Annotated in this window: 17 protein-coding genes; 11 read left to right on the top strand and 6 right to left on the bottom strand. The window is 40.3% G+C overall.

Translation table 11 applies throughout. The features are described 5' to 3' along the window. Window positions 1-28: 28 nt before the first annotated feature. Genes AC6H4V_RS11340 through AC6H4V_RS11330 form a run of 3 tightly spaced genes read right to left on the bottom strand, consistent with a single transcriptional unit; the run spans window position 29 to window position 1,994 of the window. The gene (locus AC6H4V_RS11340; protein WP_497606927.1) at window positions 29-874 is read right to left on the bottom strand and encodes a UDP-N-acetylmuramate dehydrogenase; all 846 of its coding nucleotides are present in this window, start codon (window positions 872-874) and stop codon (window positions 29-31) included. Continuing rightward, complete coding sequence (fliQ, locus tag AC6H4V_RS11335; RefSeq protein WP_299859640.1) at window positions 874-1,140, bottom strand: flagellar biosynthesis protein FliQ; 267 nt, start codon at window positions 1,138-1,140, stop codon at window positions 874-876. Before fliQ ends, AC6H4V_RS11340 begins: the two co-directional genes overlap by 1 nt. Further along, window positions 1,140-1,994 carry a menaquinone biosynthesis family protein gene (locus AC6H4V_RS11330; protein WP_497606926.1) on the bottom strand — a complete coding sequence of 285 codons (855 nt, stop codon included), beginning with the start codon at window positions 1,992-1,994 and terminating at the stop codon, window positions 1,140-1,142. Before AC6H4V_RS11330 ends, fliQ begins: the two co-directional genes overlap by 1 nt. Window positions 1,995-2,163: 169 nt before the next feature. Here AC6H4V_RS11330 and recA point away from each other — a divergent pair, with 169 nt between their 5' ends. The 4 genes from recA to AC6H4V_RS11310 are packed head-to-tail and all read left to right on the top strand — an operon-like array spanning window position 2,164 to window position 5,490. Next, the gene (gene recA / locus AC6H4V_RS11325; protein ID WP_428729000.1) at window positions 2,164-3,201 is read left to right on the top strand and encodes a recombinase RecA; all 1,038 of its coding nucleotides are present in this window, start codon (window positions 2,164-2,166) and stop codon (window positions 3,199-3,201) included. A 37-nt stretch (window positions 3,202-3,238) separates the two neighbouring features. After that, entirely contained in the window at window positions 3,239-4,504 is a 1,266-nt protein-coding gene (eno, locus tag AC6H4V_RS11320) for a phosphopyruvate hydratase (RefSeq protein ID WP_497606925.1), read from the top strand. Window positions 4,505-4,512: 8 nt separating this feature from the next. After that, window positions 4,513-4,791, top strand: coding sequence for an FtsB family cell division protein (locus AC6H4V_RS11315; protein WP_428729002.1), 279 nt, complete (start codon window positions 4,513-4,515; stop codon window positions 4,789-4,791). A 42-nt stretch (window positions 4,792-4,833) separates the two neighbouring features. Continuing rightward, on the top strand, window positions 4,834-5,490 hold the full coding sequence (locus AC6H4V_RS11310; RefSeq protein WP_497606924.1) for an AMIN domain-containing protein: 657 nt from the start codon (window positions 4,834-4,836) through the stop codon (window positions 5,488-5,490). A gap of 51 nt (window positions 5,491-5,541) precedes the next feature. Here AC6H4V_RS11310 and AC6H4V_RS11305 read toward each other — a convergent pair whose 3' ends face one another. The 3 genes from AC6H4V_RS11305 to AC6H4V_RS11295 all read right to left on the bottom strand — a co-directional run bounded on the left by AC6H4V_RS11305 (window position 5,542) and on the right by AC6H4V_RS11295 (window position 8,524). Next, on the bottom strand, window positions 5,542-7,341 hold the full coding sequence (locus tag AC6H4V_RS11305; RefSeq protein WP_497607936.1) for an Lnb N-terminal periplasmic domain-containing protein: 1,800 nt from the start codon (window positions 7,339-7,341) through the stop codon (window positions 5,542-5,544). Window positions 7,342-7,427: 86 nt separating this feature from the next. After that, window positions 7,428-7,874 carry a DUF3015 family protein gene (locus tag AC6H4V_RS11300; RefSeq protein WP_497606923.1) on the bottom strand — a complete coding sequence of 149 codons (447 nt, stop codon included), beginning with the start codon at window positions 7,872-7,874 and terminating at the stop codon, window positions 7,428-7,430. A 59-nt stretch (window positions 7,875-7,933) separates the two neighbouring features. Continuing rightward, window positions 7,934-8,524 (bottom strand): lipid-binding SYLF domain-containing protein, encoded by a 591-nt coding sequence (locus AC6H4V_RS11295; protein ID WP_497606922.1) that lies wholly within the window; start codon window positions 8,522-8,524, stop codon window positions 7,934-7,936. A gap of 64 nt (window positions 8,525-8,588) precedes the next feature. Between AC6H4V_RS11295 and AC6H4V_RS11290 the strand changes: the two genes are divergently transcribed. The 7 genes from AC6H4V_RS11290 (at window position 8,589) to AC6H4V_RS11260 (ending at window position 14,630) form a co-directional block, all read left to right on the top strand. Continuing rightward, window positions 8,589-9,326 carry a metallophosphoesterase gene (locus AC6H4V_RS11290; RefSeq protein ID WP_497606921.1) on the top strand — a complete coding sequence of 246 codons (738 nt, stop codon included), beginning with the start codon at window positions 8,589-8,591 and terminating at the stop codon, window positions 9,324-9,326. A gap of 41 nt (window positions 9,327-9,367) precedes the next feature. Then, window positions 9,368-9,838 (top strand): hypothetical protein, encoded by a 471-nt coding sequence (locus tag AC6H4V_RS11285; RefSeq protein ID WP_497606920.1) that lies wholly within the window; start codon window positions 9,368-9,370, stop codon window positions 9,836-9,838. Further along, window positions 9,835-10,908, top strand: coding sequence for an ABC transporter permease (locus tag AC6H4V_RS11280; protein ID WP_497606919.1), 1,074 nt, complete (start codon window positions 9,835-9,837; stop codon window positions 10,906-10,908). Before AC6H4V_RS11285 ends, AC6H4V_RS11280 begins: the two co-directional genes overlap by 4 nt. Beyond that, window positions 10,905-11,528 (top strand): ABC transporter ATP-binding protein, encoded by a 624-nt coding sequence (locus AC6H4V_RS11275; RefSeq protein ID WP_497606918.1) that lies wholly within the window; start codon window positions 10,905-10,907, stop codon window positions 11,526-11,528. The genes AC6H4V_RS11280 and AC6H4V_RS11275 overlap by 4 nt, the downstream gene beginning before the upstream one ends. Next, window positions 11,512-13,056, top strand: coding sequence for a hypothetical protein (locus AC6H4V_RS11270; RefSeq protein ID WP_497606917.1), 1,545 nt, complete (start codon window positions 11,512-11,514; stop codon window positions 13,054-13,056). Before AC6H4V_RS11275 ends, AC6H4V_RS11270 begins: the two co-directional genes overlap by 17 nt. Further along, on the top strand, window positions 13,053-13,961 hold the full coding sequence (locus AC6H4V_RS11265; RefSeq protein WP_497606916.1) for a hypothetical protein: 909 nt from the start codon (window positions 13,053-13,055) through the stop codon (window positions 13,959-13,961). Before AC6H4V_RS11270 ends, AC6H4V_RS11265 begins: the two co-directional genes overlap by 4 nt. Before the next feature lie 138 nt (window positions 13,962-14,099). Next, window positions 14,100-14,630: a YceI family protein gene (locus AC6H4V_RS11260; protein ID WP_497606915.1), complete on the top strand. Its 531-nt coding sequence runs from the start codon at window positions 14,100-14,102 to the stop codon at window positions 14,628-14,630. Window positions 14,631-14,763 lie beyond the last annotated feature (133 nt).

The following is a 14,763-nucleotide window of genomic DNA, read 5'->3' as shown; positions in this document are numbered from 1 at the left end:
CAGCGAGCCATTGCTGCTTAAAACGATTTTATAGTATGTTGCTGCTTCGTTGAGTTTGGTATTTGAGAAGCGGCGAATTTTCGCCCATATACCTTACATCCAAAACTGCAATCTCACACTCAAGCCAAATTCCAAAAGCATCATAAACTCTCTTTTGTGCCTCTTGTATAAGGTATATCGCCTCATCAAAAGTTCCATCTCCTGCATTTACCAAAAAGTTTGCATGTTGGGAACTAAACCCCATGCCCCCAACTCTAAGCCCTTTAAGTCCCACCGCCTCTATAAGCCTGCCAGCAAAATCTCCTTTTGGATTTTTAAAACAGCTTCCCGCACTTGGAGTTTTTGGCTGATTTTGACGCATTTTCTTAAACATTTCCAGCTTCTCTTTGCTAAAACCATAAGAGAGTTTAAAAGTCGCCTCCAATATAGGGCTTTTTATATCTGTATATCTGTACCCGTAAACTATCTCTTCTTTATGAAAAATTCCCTCACATGTAGCGATGGAGATGAGGTTGTTGAAAATCTCATACTCTTTAAGTCCAGCATTCATAAAAACAAGTCCGCCGAGTGTCCCTGGAAGATGGGAGAGAAATTCAAAATTGGCGATATTGTTTTTTTTACAAAACGAGGCGATTTTCCCAGAGGGTGTTGCAGCACCGATTTTAAGGGTGTTGTTTTCTATCTTGATGAAGTCGTATGTTTTGGAAATCTTGAGTAGCGGGGGAGGCATTAAGCCCATCAAAACATTGTTGCATGAGCCTATGATAGTGTGGTTTTGGTACGCCTGTGTACACTCCTCTAAAACAGAGACATCAAAAACCCCACCGATTTTTATGGAGGAGTATTTGGAAAAATCGGTAGCTACTTTGTGCATTACTCTACAAAACTTGGCATCATATTGAAAATTTCTGTTGAGAAATCTATCATTGTATTTAACATCCACGGCATTGTTAAGATGATAACAATCGCGACACCAACGATTTTAGGGATAAAACTCAACGTCATTTCGTTGATTTGTGTCGTTGCTTGAAATATACTCACGGCAAGACCTATAAGCATACCGACAAGCAACCCTGGAAGTGCAAGAAGAAGAGCTATCTTGAATGTCTCAATTCCCAAAGAGATAAGTTTCGCTTCCATTAGGAGTATCTCAACTCTTTATACTCTGTGGGTATCATAAAATCTTCAGCACGCACAAGTGCATCGTAAAAACCATGTTTATAGCCGATTTCAAAGAGCTTGTTTATCGCTCTGTACTGCAACTCGTTTAGCGAGACCGAATCATCATTTGCATAGAGTTCAAGATATTTGTCAAGCGTTTGAGCATCAATGCGCACAAGATTTCTCTCTAAGAGCATCTCTGAGAGTTTTGCTTTATGCTCTCTTGCAACCCTTACCGCTTTAGTGAGTGTTGCTTCATACTCTATGGCTTTGTTAAGCGGGATAGAGCGCATGATAGCCATACCGCCAAGTGGCAGAGGAAGCTCCCCGCCTGCAAGTTCTTGCCAGATATCCCACATCTCCCTTTCAACCTCAAGTTCACTGTCATAAGTCAAAATACTCTCATGGATGAGTACCCCTGCATCGACTTTGCCGCTTAAAACCGCCTCTTCAATCTCTAAAAAGTTCATATAAGTTACGCGTGCATCAGGATAAGCTATGCGAAAGAGCATTGCATTTGTCGTATGCTCTCCGCTAAGTGCGACTTTAAAGTTTCGTTTGAGTTTCGCACCCTTTTTTTTGATAATTTTAGGTCCATATCCATCGCCAAAACTCACGGCAGTACGAAGCAGAGCATACTCATCTCTTATATGCGGATACAGAGCAAAGCTGATAGCCGCTATCTCATACATACCGGCAAGGGCTTTTTCGTTGAGCGTTTGGATATCTTCGGCGATATTTTCAAACTTTACACCATCCATCCCAACCCAGCCAAACTTGATGGCATAGTACATAAAGATATCATCGGCATCAGGGGAGTGGGCGATTAGCATTTTTTATTACCTCTTTGGAATAATTAGCTAAATTTTAACCAATTAAGGATAAAATCTCACTTTTAAAAAAGTGAGAGAATACAAAAAAATATGACAATTTGCCATATTTTTTTGCCTGCAATGAAAATTGCACTACAATAAGTCTAAATTTACTATAAAGTGAGCCACAATGGACGCAAATAAACAAAAATCATTAGACTTGGCGATGAAACAGATAGATAAGGCATTTGGCAAAGGTGCGCTTATGAGACTTGGCGATAGAGAGATAGCTCCTATTGAAGCCATTAGTACAGGTTCTTTAGGACTTGATCTCGCACTCGGTATCGGCGGAGTTCCGCAGGGCAGAGTTATTGAGATTTATGGACCGGAGAGTTCGGGAAAAACAACACTTGCTCTTCAGATAACCTCAGAGTGCCAAAAAGCGGGCGGCGTTTGCGCATTTATAGATGCAGAACATGCGCTTGATGTTGCGTATGCGAAAAATCTCGGCGTAGATGTTGAAAATCTCCTCGTTTCACAACCGGATTACGGCGAACAGGCACTCGATATTGTCGAGACTATCGCAAGAAGCGGAGCGGTTGATCTTATAGTTATCGACTCGGTTGCGGCACTTACTCCAAAGTCTGAAATTGAGGGCGAAATGTCTGACCAAAATGTCGGTGTTCAAGCTCGTTTGATGTCAAAAGCACTTAGAAAACTAACAGGTATTTTACACAAGATGAACTGTACCGTTATCTTTATCAACCAAATCCGTATGAAAATAGGCATGATGGGTTATGGATCGCCAGAGACAACAACAGGCGGTAATGCACTCAAATTTTACGCTTCTGTTCGTATAGATGTTAGACGCATCGCGTCGCTAAAACAGGGTGAGAGCCAAATAGGCAACCGCGTTAAAGCAAAAGTTATTAAAAATAAAGTCGCTCCTCCATTTCGTCAAGCTGAATTTGATATAATGTTTGGAGAGGGAATCTCTAAAGAGGGTGAACTTGTCGATTATGGTGTTAAACTTGACATTATTGACAAAAGTGGAGCTTGGTTCTCTTATGGTGAGACAAAGCTCGGTCAGGGACGTGAAAATGCCAAGGCAAAGTTTGTAGAAGACAAAGCTCTCGCGGCAGAAGTGGAAGAGAAGATACGTTCAGCTATGGGCATGGGCGATTTGATGACCATGGACAGCACAGAGATGGAAGATGTCGATCTTTAATAAAAAGACAAAATAAAATACAACGAAAGAGGTAAAGATGTTTATTGATAATGTAAGTGCGATAGAAGTAATGGATTCTCGTGGTAATCCAACAGTTAAAGCTACGGTAGTACTGAGTGACGGAACAACAGAGAGTGCGATTGTACCATCGGGTGCAAGTACTGGAAAGCGTGAGGCATTAGAACTTCGTGACGGCGGCAGCAGATATATGGGTAAAGGTGTACTCAAAGCAGTTGATAATGTAAATGGACCTATTGCAGATGTAATTATCGGTCTCTCTCCATTTAATCAAGCGATGATTGATGCTGCCATGAAAGAGGCTGATGGAACTGAAAATTACTCAAATTTGGGTGCTAATGCAGTTCTTGGCGTCTCTATGGCTGTTGCTCGTGCTGCTGCAAAAAGCCTTAAAGTTCCTCTTTATCGCTATTTAGGTGGTGCAAATGCTATGGTTATACCTACGCCGATGTTAAACATCATCAACGGCGGTTCACACGCAGATAACTCAGTTGATTTTCAAGAGTATATGATTATGCCGGTTGGGTTTGATGATTTTGCAACAGCGCTTCAAGCTTCAGCAGAGGTTTACCATAACCTAAAAGCGATTTTAAAAGCTAAAAAACACAATACGGCACTTGGTGATGAGGGTGGTTTTGCGCCTGATTTGAGTTCAAATGAAGAGCCTATTCAGATTATCATGGAAGCGATAGAAAAGGCAGGGTATAAAGCTGGCACGCAGATGGCAATCGCTCTTGATGTTGCGGCATCTGAACTTGTTGTGGACGGCGGTTATAGACTAGATAGTGAAAATAGAACGGTAACTTCTGCTGAGTTAGTTGACTACTATGTTGACCTATGCTCAAAATACCCTATCGTCTCTATCGAAGATGGTTTGAGTGAAGATGACTGGGATGGATGGAAGCTCTTAACTGAGAAGTTAGGAGACAAAGTTCAACTTGTTGGAGATGATTTGTTTGTTACAAACGCTAACATCCTCAACGAGGGTATCCAAAAAGGTATTGCAAACGCTATTCTTATCAAGCCAAACCAAATCGGTTCTGTCAGTGAAACAATGCTTACGGTTCGTCTTGCACAAAGAAATGGTTACAGATGTATCATGAGCCATCGTTCAGGTGAGAGTGAAGATGCTTTCATTGCAGATTTTGCAGTGGCACTTAATTGTGGTGAGATTAAAACCGGCTCAACTGCTCGCGGAGAAAGAACTGCTAAATACAACCGTCTTTTAGAGATTGAAAACGAAGTAATGTATGGTGAGTATTTGGGTTCAAAACTTTTTAACTAAGAAGACGTATGAGTAAAGAGGAACTTTTTAGCGGCATCAGCGATACTCAGAGTTTTACTCAAAAGTATCTTGGTTTCTCTTTTGCAAAGTTTTTCATACTTCTTTTTGTAGTTGTCGGGCTTGGTGTTTATATCGGGCTCCTTCTTTATGGAGAAAACTCTCTTCAGGTTTATATGGGTCTTGTCGATTACGAAAACCATTTGCAAACAGAGATAGAGAGACTAAAAAACGAGAATGCAGAGCTCCAAAGAGAGTATTTTGAGCTTAAAGAGATTTCTGCAAAATAGTAGTATAATACGTGCAAAAAGAGTGAGGAGGCGGTTATTTTCATGAAAGTTTTATCGCTTTTTGCACTGTTGATTTTAACCCTGCATGCTCGTGAAAATCCTTTTTTTCCTCCGGAGGGAGAAAAGGATATTTTTATAACTACAAACAAAGACAACTCCAAAATCCCTTTAAAACAAGCAGCAATCACTCTTCCATCCCAAGCAAGAGTTTTGCAAAAAGTAACTATAGAACTTAAAAATCTTGATGGTTCTATAGAGACAAAAAGTATCGAGCTAGACAACTCCATTGACTGGCATCTCCCTATTTTCATATCGCAAGGGTATAGAGAAACTGCAGTGCCCACTCCTAAAGAAAAAGAACTCTCCAAAACCACCACCACAACTCCCACACCCACAAAAAAAAATGATATTCAAAATGGTATAGGACCAAAACTCTCTGTTGAAGGGAAGAGCCTAAAGGTAACAACTAAAAATGAAGCTATAAGAAATTTTTTAATTGCAAATCCTCATAGAATAGTTATAGATTTTAAAAGTAGTGCAGAAGTTACAAGTTTTGTCAAAAAAGATTTTGATAAAGTTTTTCAAGAAGTAAGAGTAGGAAACCATAAAAATTACTACAGAGTAGTTGTCGAACTTGATGGATTTTACAAGTATAATTTCAAAAAAGTGGATGATGGGTATATAGTCGAGTTAAAATAGACTAATTTTCTCGAAAAGGTTACTTTTCGTAGTTTTAGTGGGTAGTATTAGTTAAAAATAAACATTCAAATAAGCCTTCAAGCTTCTCTCCTGCTTCTCAACCATCTCTTTGCTTCTGCCTTTGTAGTCGTAGTCAAATCTTAGTTGCAAATTTTGAGAGAGTCTAAAGCTTTGTGAAAATTCAAAAATGTTTTGGGTTTCACCAATATCGTAATATCTGTGAGTTAGCTCTATTTTTGTGCTTGCCGTGCTCCATTTGTCAACTACAAATCCCAGTGAGCCACCTATGGCAGATGTAAATCTGCTTCCTGCATAAAAGAGTGGGTCGGTCATGATGTAGGTGTAGCCAAACTCATTTCCCCAGCTAAATCCCGCACCGATGGTGGCTATAAAACGTGCAGAGTTATCAAGGGTGTTTCTGTCCCATCCAAATTTTGTTCTCCATGATAAGTTGTCAAAAAAGTCACTTCTTTGTGCGATTGAGACGATTGAGAGGATGGTGGCATCCTCTATTGAGAGTTTGTCATCATGATTTGAGAGTTCAAGGCTTAAAAACTCTATCTGTGTACCTCGTAAAAAACCATAACCACTATCCTCAAGACTGTGGTATGCAGGTCTAAGTCCTATAAAGCCTATAGATTTTCCCTCTCTGGCTCCCGCGCCAAAAGAGGCTCTGATAGCTTGATGGCTTTCTATGGGATTTGGTGGTGTTTTTATGGTGATTTTTTCTCCCATTCCCAGTGTTGCTCTTGCTTTTGAGAGGGTATGAAAGCGCTTCAGATAGGTTTTCTTGTCTATTTTGCTTTTGCTGAAGTCGTACTCTAAGAGTTCAATAGAGGCTTCTAAGATAAAACGTTTTTGCGCAAGCGGTATATTTAAACTCTCAAGAAGAGTGACATCCATATCGGATGCGGCAAGTTTTAGCGGCAGTTCTCTATACTCTTTGTGGATAAGTTTTTCATAATGCAAAAGGGTTGTTCTCTTTGAGGGTCTGTAAAAATGCTCTTTGATAACCCCCTCCGTTTTTGTTGCGTGCACTGTTTCAAGAGGGATGACTTGAAAGGAGAAGTGTCCTCTGAGGTCAAGTTCAGGGCGTGCGGCTTCTAAAAACCAGAGCATATTGTAAGAACAGTTTTGGGTAAAAAAGTAGTAATAAGAGTGTGTTTCGTTGAGCTCCCAGATGTGGCGCACCATCTTTAAGACCTCCTCTTCGCTCAAGTTCAGGTCATACTCCCAGATATCTCTTTGCTCGGCGTCTCTGTACTCTTTGAGTTTGTCATAGTAGGGAAGAAGCGAGTATTTGCCAAAGTAGCCGCCAAAGAGACCCTTAATGGCAAAGAGTGCTCCATTTTCTTTGCTGGGGTCTGCATCGGCTGCATAGTTGAGGGCATAAGCGAGAAGTTTGGAGTTGTACGCCGAGTTGATTCGCAAAAATGTATGTCCAAACATGGATGCAGGAGAGTTGATGTGTGCAGATGGAAAAACAAGGGTTGCAGATTTTGGATTTAATCTTTTGAGTATTTTGTCGTATTCATCGCAGTGAACCTCTGGAAACTCGATGCCCTCAAGTTGCTCTTTGAGCCACGCTTTTCTTGCAGGAAAGCGGCATGCCGTGGAGTTGTCATCAAAGGTTGATTCGTTTAAAAGAGCGTCGATTGTAGCATGAAGCTCGCTTTTTGTATCTGTTTTGCCATTTGGTGCTAAGAAAAATCTTGCATCGTCTATCTCACTTAAGCCATCTTCTACATGAAGAAGAATATGCCAGTATCTGGAGTCTGCTAAGTGGAGTGTGTCGGCTCTGTTTTTATAAAAATCAGAGGATGCATCTAAAAAAAGAGTAAAAAGAAAGATAAATAAAAAAAATCGGGTTAAAATAAAAAGTTCCTAAGAGAGAAAGTCAGGATAAACAGATGAGAAAACTCATCTGTTTTAGCTGCTTAAAGTGTAGTAGCAGAGATATTGTCTAGTACGTCAGCCATTTTTGCATTTTGGCTTGTGTAGATACTGTTATAGTTTGATTGAAGTGCAGTTGCAAAAGCTGCTTTGTCAGATACTTCTAAAAGCTCTGCTAGCGTGTCAACGCTCTCGCCATGTCCTTGTGCAATCTCTTTTGCAAGCTGATCCATGTTAGAAGCAACAAACTCCTCCGCTCTTTCGTTCATAACAAACTGAGTTTTTTTACAACCCAAAGTTCCTGAAGTGATACCAAAAGTCTGGTTTCCAAAAATACCGTTTGTTGTCGCTTGAAGCGCTAACATTATCGCAGTCGAATCATCTTTGATAATCATCGCACCAAGACCACAACCTGTTTGACTATTTACATTCGCCATCATTGATGAGCTAAGCGCTACAACTGCAGCAATACTTACTAAAATCTTTTTCATAAAACGTCCTTTGTATATTAAGATGTGAGGATTGTAAGATGAATTAGCTTAAGTAAAGATTAGTGTTTATTGAGCTCTTCATCTTTCCAATATTTTGTTCCCTGAATGGTTGCTTGAAGCGCTAATCCTGTTTGGGTGAGTTTGTAGAGACGAACACCAGGGGCAACGGTTTCGGCTGCATTGATTGCGCCTCCATTTTCTTCATATTTCGCTGCCACATCTGCTTGTGCGTTCGCTTCCCATCCTGAGTTGACAAAAGTGTCATACGCTTTTTTGTTCTCAAAGATAAAAACTGCTCTAAAATCTTTGACACCAAGTCCAAACCCAACACCGCCTGATGCCATGTTCATGTATGAGTTGATACCTGTTTTGTTGTTGTGTGCCATCCCTTTGCCACCCTCAGCCGAAAAAAGAACAAGATTAACGCCTACGTTACTAAAAGTTGCATAACCGTAAGAGTAGTAAATCATATCTTTTGCTTCGGGTGCGTATTTGTAGAGAAGCTGGAGTGTCTCATGATTTGTTTTGATGCGCTCCACTCTCTCTTTTTGGTTCTCCTCTTTTATCTCCTTTTTGCTTTTGCCAGACCAAAAACCACTAAAGAGGAGAACCACAAGAGCTAAAGTAAAGATTAATTTGAAATGTTGCATCACGGATACCTTTTCTATTTGTTAAAATAATAATACCATACATTTTTAAAATAAGGATACCAATATGTCGCTAGAAAGAGGGTGGAGAGATTTTCCATTTAAAAATGTCTCACTTTCATTGGATACTTTTGGAATCTCTCTAAAAATTGTCCAACTCTCTGATTTGCATATCACGCCAGACATAGACGCAGCACATCTTGATGCAATGGTGGAGCAAATCAACCAAATCAACCCTGACCTTGTTCTCTTTAGCGGAGACATTATTCAAAGTGGAGCATATAAAGTGCAAAAACAGCTGGAAAGTTTTCAAGGATTAAAGGCAAAATCCTACTATGTGACGGGCAATCATGACATAGTTTATGGCGCAAAAAATCTCCAAAGTATCATGCAAAAGAGCGGTATAGAGCTTTTGGACAACAGAGTTGTGCATCTTGATATACAAGGGGCAAAGCTCCAACTGGTGGGGCTTAGCGATAGGTACAGTTTTATGCGTGGAGTTAAAAGGAAGACAAAGAGGCTCTTTGCATCTTTGCAGCCAGAGTTGCCGACGATTCTTCTTGCGCATCAGCCAAAAGATGTACGCCTCATAGGGGAGCGCCGTGTGGATTTGCAGTTGAGCGGGCATACGCATGGCGGGCAGATTTACCCGTTTTCACTTCTTGTTAAGCTAGCACAGCCATACTTTAGCGGACTTTACCGACACAATAAAACAACGCTTTATGTTAGTAACGGCATAGGTTACTGGGGATTACAAATCAGATACAAAGCACCCAGAGAGATAGCGGTGTTAACGATTAATTAGTAAAGAGAGAGCATAATAAATTTTTATTTAAAGGAAGTATTATGTATAAAATGTTCTTATGTTTCTCGCTCTGTTTTTCGGCTCTAAACGCTGATTTTTTACATGTTGATTCTCCAAGTGCAAGGCTTAGTGATTTTGTTTACAAAACTCCAAATGATGCAGTGGTTAAAATCCCAAAAGATGTCAAAATTATCATCGCCTCTTTTGAAAAAGAGACGGGTGCGCTTGTTAATGAATACCTTCAGAACCAACACGTAACATATCTAGTAGGTCATAGTGCGGTTTTTATAGCAGATATCACCAAGATGCCCTCCGTCATTACAACCATGTTTGCCATCCCAAAACTCAAAAAATATAAGCATCCCATCCATTTAAACTACAGCGAAGGGTTTAGCACAGTCGTTCCTGCCAAAGAGGACATGGTTACGCTTCTTTTTGTAGAAAATGGCAAAATCAAAGAGATTCGCTATGTCGCTACAAAAGAGGAACTCAGAGCAGCGATAGAAAAGTGATAGCATTTAAAGCCATTCGCAAAAATCCTTTTAAAAGTCTGCTGATATTCTCCTCCATTACCATTGCGGTAATGGCTATTTTTCTCATTAGCTCCGTTTCGCAGGGCGTTATCGGGATGTACTCAAAGATGATTAAAACGGACGGAGATATCATCATCACGCAAAAAGGGATTTCGGATACTTTTTTTTCAAATGTCGATATCTCTTTGATGGACAGCATAGATAAACTCGAACATGTAAGTTCAAGCTATGCCATGATAGTCGGTGCTTCTCCCATCGGACATATCCCCATTGCGGGCATTTACGGAACGACCGCCAACCATTTTTCTCACTACAAACTTATCGGCGGAGATTACCCTAAAGAGGGCGAAGTGATTTTAGGTGAAAATCTCGCAAAGCAGTTTAAGACAAAAAGTATAAACATCGCAAACAAAAATTTTGAAATATCTGGTACATACAGCAGCGAGATAGGTTTTGAAGAGGGCGGTGTCGTTATGAACATAACAGACGCAGGCAAGCTTTTTAACCGCTCCGCTTCCTTTATCTTGGTTTCGTCAAGCTCGCCCAATGAAATAGACAGGATTGTTCAAAAAATCTCTCAATTGGAGAGTGAAATAGAGGTAAAAACAACACAAAATTTTGTCAAAGAGTACAATCAGTTTAAAATAATCGAAAATTCATCTTTTGTTATCTCCACACTTGCTTTTGCCATGGGTTTGATGGGGATTGCTTCGGTGATGAGTATGATTGTAAACTCCCGAAAAGAGGAGTTTGGAATTATGCGTGCGCTTGGCAAGAGTAGATTTTTTATCATAAAAAACCTCTTTTTTGAAACGCTTGTTATGAGTCTCTCGGCATATCTCTTTGCGCTTATCCTTAGCCTTGGCATTTTGGCTATGCTTCCTCATATAGAGATGCTTCAAGGGTATGTAAACGGTACGCTCTCGCTCTCAAGCGCACTCTATGTTTTGGGTTCGACGCTTTTTATGGCACTTTTAGGTTCGCTATTTCCTGCTTGGATAGCTTCCAAAACAGACCCGATACTTCTTATAAATCAAGGATGCGCATGATACAAGCATCAAATATTTCACACTTTTACGGAAGTGAACAAGTGTTATTTGACCTCACATTTGAAGTGCAAAGCGGTGAGTTTCTCTTTTTGAGCGGAGAGAGCGGAAGCGGCAAATCAACGCTTCTCTCCATACTCTCAACACTTTTAAAACCATCAAACGGTGCGCTTTTGCTTGATGGCAAAGCGGTGGGAAGCATGAAAGATATGGACTCCTTTCGCCAAAGCAATATAGGTTTTGTTTTCCAGTTTCATTACCTCATAAACTACCTAAGCGTCTATGAAAATATCGCATTAGCGGCGATGGACGATAAAAAAGAGAATATAAACAAGATTCTTGATGAACTCGGTATCTTGGAACTCTCATCCCGCTATCCAAACGAGATTTCAGGCGGACAGCGACAAAGAGTTGCGGTTGCCCGCGCACTTGTAAACGAACCAAAAATCATCTTTGCAGATGAGCCCACAGGGAGTTTGGACTCAAAAAACTCCACAATAGTCTATGAACTTCTGCAAGATGCGCAGAAAAAAGAAACTACCGTGGTTGTAGCTTCTCATGATATGCAGATACAAAATTATGCAACTAAAATTATTAGGTTAAAAGATGGACAAATTTTATAAATTAGTAGAGCAGGTTATGCCCATATGGGCTTTTATATTTTTAGGCTCTATTTTAGTGGGCGTTATTTTTGCGGCGCAGCTTTTGGGAGTAGAGTTTTTAAACACTACTTTGCTAAATCCCGCAACAACTCGTTCGCTTCATATAACTTTGATGCTTTATGGACCCGTTATGCTCGCTCTCTCACTTCTTCCCTTTGCCCTTTTTGCAAAGGATAAATTGGATTTGAGCGATGCGGTAGAGCCGCTTAAAAACTACTTTTTGCTATGGCATCTCTTTTTATTTATGGCAACCGTCTCAATTTTTCTGGGCGTTCAAAGAGGATTGCCTTTTTATGATTTCGCATATGAGTTAAACTTTGTACTTGCCGCTTCGGGCATTTTTTACATAATTGCTATTTTTAAAATGATTAGACATTATGAAGTTACGCCGCTTTGGGTAAAAGTATCAAAAACACTTCTTTTTGTCGCACCTTTGGCTCTTTTGGTTTTGATGAACCCGACATTTGGGCAAGTTGAAAAAACTCTTATCGGTCCTCACGGAGACAATACTTTGGGGATGAGTTTTACCCTTATCCCACTTTTTTACCTTATGATAAAACTTCATGCAAAAGAGGAGTTTGTCGCTAAATGGCATATTTTTTGGATTATCCCGCTTGTGGGATACGCTCTCTCCGTTGCAACCCGCATATTTAGAGGAGAGCTTTCATACGGCGAAGAGTGGGTTTATCAGTGGCTAACTTTTGCTTATGCGCCGCTACTTATAAAGTGGTGCAAGGATGCAAAACTCTCTCTCAAAGAGACACCTTATCTTATCATCTCCATCTGGGCATTTTTGTTTGTGATGATTCAGGGAAATATACTCTTTATCCCTGAAATTCGCTGGCCATTTCACAGAAACGATTTGATAGTCGCTCATGCTCATGTGGCTATCGGGCTTGGTATATTTTTTATGGCGTTAAGTGTACTTAAGTATTTTTACAAACTACCGCAAAATTTTATGCGCTTTTGGCTCTATGTTATAGCCATTATCTTTGTTTCACTCTCGCTTGCAGGTTTTAGCGAGGCGGGATTTGCAAATGTAGATGTTACCTCTATGTGGTGGATTCGCCTCCTTGGCGGGGTTGTCGCAGTTGCGGGCTTGGTCTATTTCATGGTGCAAAAGATAAACAAAACAAAGCTCTCTCTTTTGCAGCTATACCATCTAAGCGGATTTGCATCGGATGGATTAGGGGCGTTACTGCTCTTTTTATCCGCACCTCTGCTTTTTAGTTTTTTAGGGTTTGCTTTTACTCCGTACTACTATCTTATCTTTGGCTTTATGGGCTTTGTGGGCATCTTGCATCTTATAGGCATAACAAAAGAGCCGCACTTTTTGGCTTTCGTGACATCTTTGGCTCGTCTGATTACGGGAACGATTTTCCTCTCTCTCTTTTATCTGGGGACAATAGACGCTCTTGGACTGCTTGTTGGATTTTATGATATCTCATACGCCTTGTTGTATCTTATATTTAGAAGCCGTTTATCATGATTTACTCTATTGCGCTCTCGCTTCTGCTTGGATTTGAGTTAAGTTACTATCTGCTTATAGTTCAAACAGGTATCGCCGCACACTACAACTCTGACTTGATAACGCTTTTTCCGATGTTTGCGGGCGGAGTATTTGGAACATGGCTTGGCGGTGCTAGTTGGGGGACTATCCAAAATCCTATCCATAAGATACTCATAGCACTCTCTTTGCAACTCGGACTCTCTTTTTTATACCCGAATTACACTTTTTTTACTCTCGCACTTTTGGGGTTGGCGGTGGGTGTTATGGCTCCGCTTGGCATCTATCTCTTTAAAGCAAAACAGCAAAAAGAGCTGCTTTTTGCACTTGCCATAGCCTATAGCGTGGGAACATTTCTCTTTACATTTGATGCAGATGCACGAGACGATTTGGCTATATTTTTAAGCGGAGTTGCTCTTACGAGTGCTTTTGTGCTTAGAAATTATAAGGTCGCACTGGATGCAAAAGAGAGTTCCTATCCATTTGTGGCATATCTTCCTTTGATGCTCTGGATATTTCTGGACTCAAATCTTTTTGAGACACTCTCTAGGCATGAAAACATAGATATATGGTCAAACTACACTTTTACAATTATAGTATTTCATCTCTTGGGGTTGGTTGCGGCGTATTTTATAAAAGCCTCAAAACCCAAAAAACATCTCTTTATTGCACTTCTGTTTTTTGGAAGTTACGCACTCTCCTACCTTGAGGCGAGTTTTATGTTAGCTATGCTTTACCCTTTTACCATCTCCTACTATAATGTGGTAGTATTTACGGTGCTTAGTAAAGAGGTGCGTTTGGCAAAACTCTCTTTTATGATGATTTTTGTCGGTTGGATTGCGTCGGGTGCAGGTTTAGCGTTGGCACTCTCAAGATTATTACATTAAACTTCTTGCAAAACTAAAAACTAAGCGAACGATTCTGCAACGGAAGGGTCAAATCTAGCAAGCTAGATTTGGGGTACCCACCGTGAAGCCTTAGTGAGCGTGTTTTTAGTTTTGCAAGAATTATATTAAAGGAAAAAAATGAAAAAGATAGTGTTACTGTTTCTTATAAGCATAGGGCTTTTTGGAGCTGATTTGAACCTCAAAAACGGTTCTGTTGCGGCACATACCGAGATGCTTATGGATAAAACGATTGACCCTCTCAACAACGCTCTGCAAGCGCAGATAACTATGCAAAACGGCGATATTACAACCATGCAAGGAAAGTTTTGGGTAGAGATGTCGCTTTTTAAGAGCGATAAAAGTGATAGAGATGAGAGCATGTATAAGGAAGTAGAAGCATTTAAGTACAAACTTGCAACTTACACGATCTCAAGCGTTACAAAAGCTGACGGCGATACCTATAAGATAAAAGGCAAGCTTGATTTTCATGGAGTAAGCAAAGAGCTTGAAGCAAACGCAAAGATAACTGCCACAAATTCTGAAGTTACACTGGATGCAACCTCAATGATTTTGGTAAGCGAGTATGGTCTAAAGATGCCTTGTATGGTTTTTATGTGTGTTCGTGACCAAGTTGACTTGCGTGTAAAAGCGTCGTTTGAGATAAGGTAAGTATAATTTCATTAGACTTCTTTCATAACCTCTGTTTGTGAACGATTCTGCAACGGAAGGGTCAAATCTAGCTTGCTAGATTTGGGGTACCCACCGTGAAGCCTTAGTGAACAAACAGAGGTTATGAAAGAAG

The sequence above is a fragment of the Sulfurimonas lacustris genome, from assembly GCF_059705355.1.
This window is presented reverse-complemented; position numbering and strand designations above follow the sequence as displayed.

What these genes read in the sequence shown, in the direction of transcription:
- AC6H4V_RS11340 (WP_497606927.1), bottom strand. Translation starts at nt 874, where the DNA reads ATGCACAAAGTAGCTACCGATTTTTCCAAATACTCCTCCATAAAAATC.
- fliQ (WP_299859640.1), bottom strand. Translation starts at nt 1,140, where the DNA reads ATGGAAGCGAAACTTATCTCTTTGGGAATTGAGACATTCAAGATAGCT.
- AC6H4V_RS11330 (WP_497606926.1), bottom strand. Translation starts at nt 1,994, where the DNA reads ATGCTAATCGCCCACTCCCCTGATGCCGATGATATCTTTATGTACTAT.
- recA (WP_428729000.1), top strand. Translation starts at nt 2,164, where the DNA reads ATGGACGCAAATAAACAAAAATCATTAGACTTGGCGATGAAACAGATA.
- eno (WP_497606925.1), top strand. Translation starts at nt 3,239, where the DNA reads ATGTTTATTGATAATGTAAGTGCGATAGAAGTAATGGATTCTCGTGGT.
- AC6H4V_RS11315 (WP_428729002.1), top strand. Translation starts at nt 4,513, where the DNA reads ATGAGTAAAGAGGAACTTTTTAGCGGCATCAGCGATACTCAGAGTTTT.
- AC6H4V_RS11310 (WP_497606924.1), top strand. Translation starts at nt 4,834, where the DNA reads ATGAAAGTTTTATCGCTTTTTGCACTGTTGATTTTAACCCTGCATGCT.
- AC6H4V_RS11300 (WP_497606923.1), bottom strand. Translation starts at nt 7,874, where the DNA reads ATGAAAAAGATTTTAGTAAGTATTGCTGCAGTTGTAGCGCTTAGCTCA.
- AC6H4V_RS11295 (WP_497606922.1), bottom strand. Translation starts at nt 8,524, where the DNA reads ATGCAACATTTCAAATTAATCTTTACTTTAGCTCTTGTGGTTCTCCTC.
- AC6H4V_RS11290 (WP_497606921.1), top strand. Translation starts at nt 8,589, where the DNA reads ATGTCGCTAGAAAGAGGGTGGAGAGATTTTCCATTTAAAAATGTCTCA.
- AC6H4V_RS11285 (WP_497606920.1), top strand. Translation starts at nt 9,368, where the DNA reads ATGTATAAAATGTTCTTATGTTTCTCGCTCTGTTTTTCGGCTCTAAAC.
- AC6H4V_RS11275 (WP_497606918.1), top strand. Translation starts at nt 10,905, where the DNA reads ATGATACAAGCATCAAATATTTCACACTTTTACGGAAGTGAACAAGTG.
- AC6H4V_RS11270 (WP_497606917.1), top strand. Translation starts at nt 11,512, where the DNA reads ATGGACAAATTTTATAAATTAGTAGAGCAGGTTATGCCCATATGGGCT.
- AC6H4V_RS11265 (WP_497606916.1), top strand. Translation starts at nt 13,053, where the DNA reads ATGATTTACTCTATTGCGCTCTCGCTTCTGCTTGGATTTGAGTTAAGT.
- AC6H4V_RS11260 (WP_497606915.1), top strand. Translation starts at nt 14,100, where the DNA reads ATGAAAAAGATAGTGTTACTGTTTCTTATAAGCATAGGGCTTTTTGGA.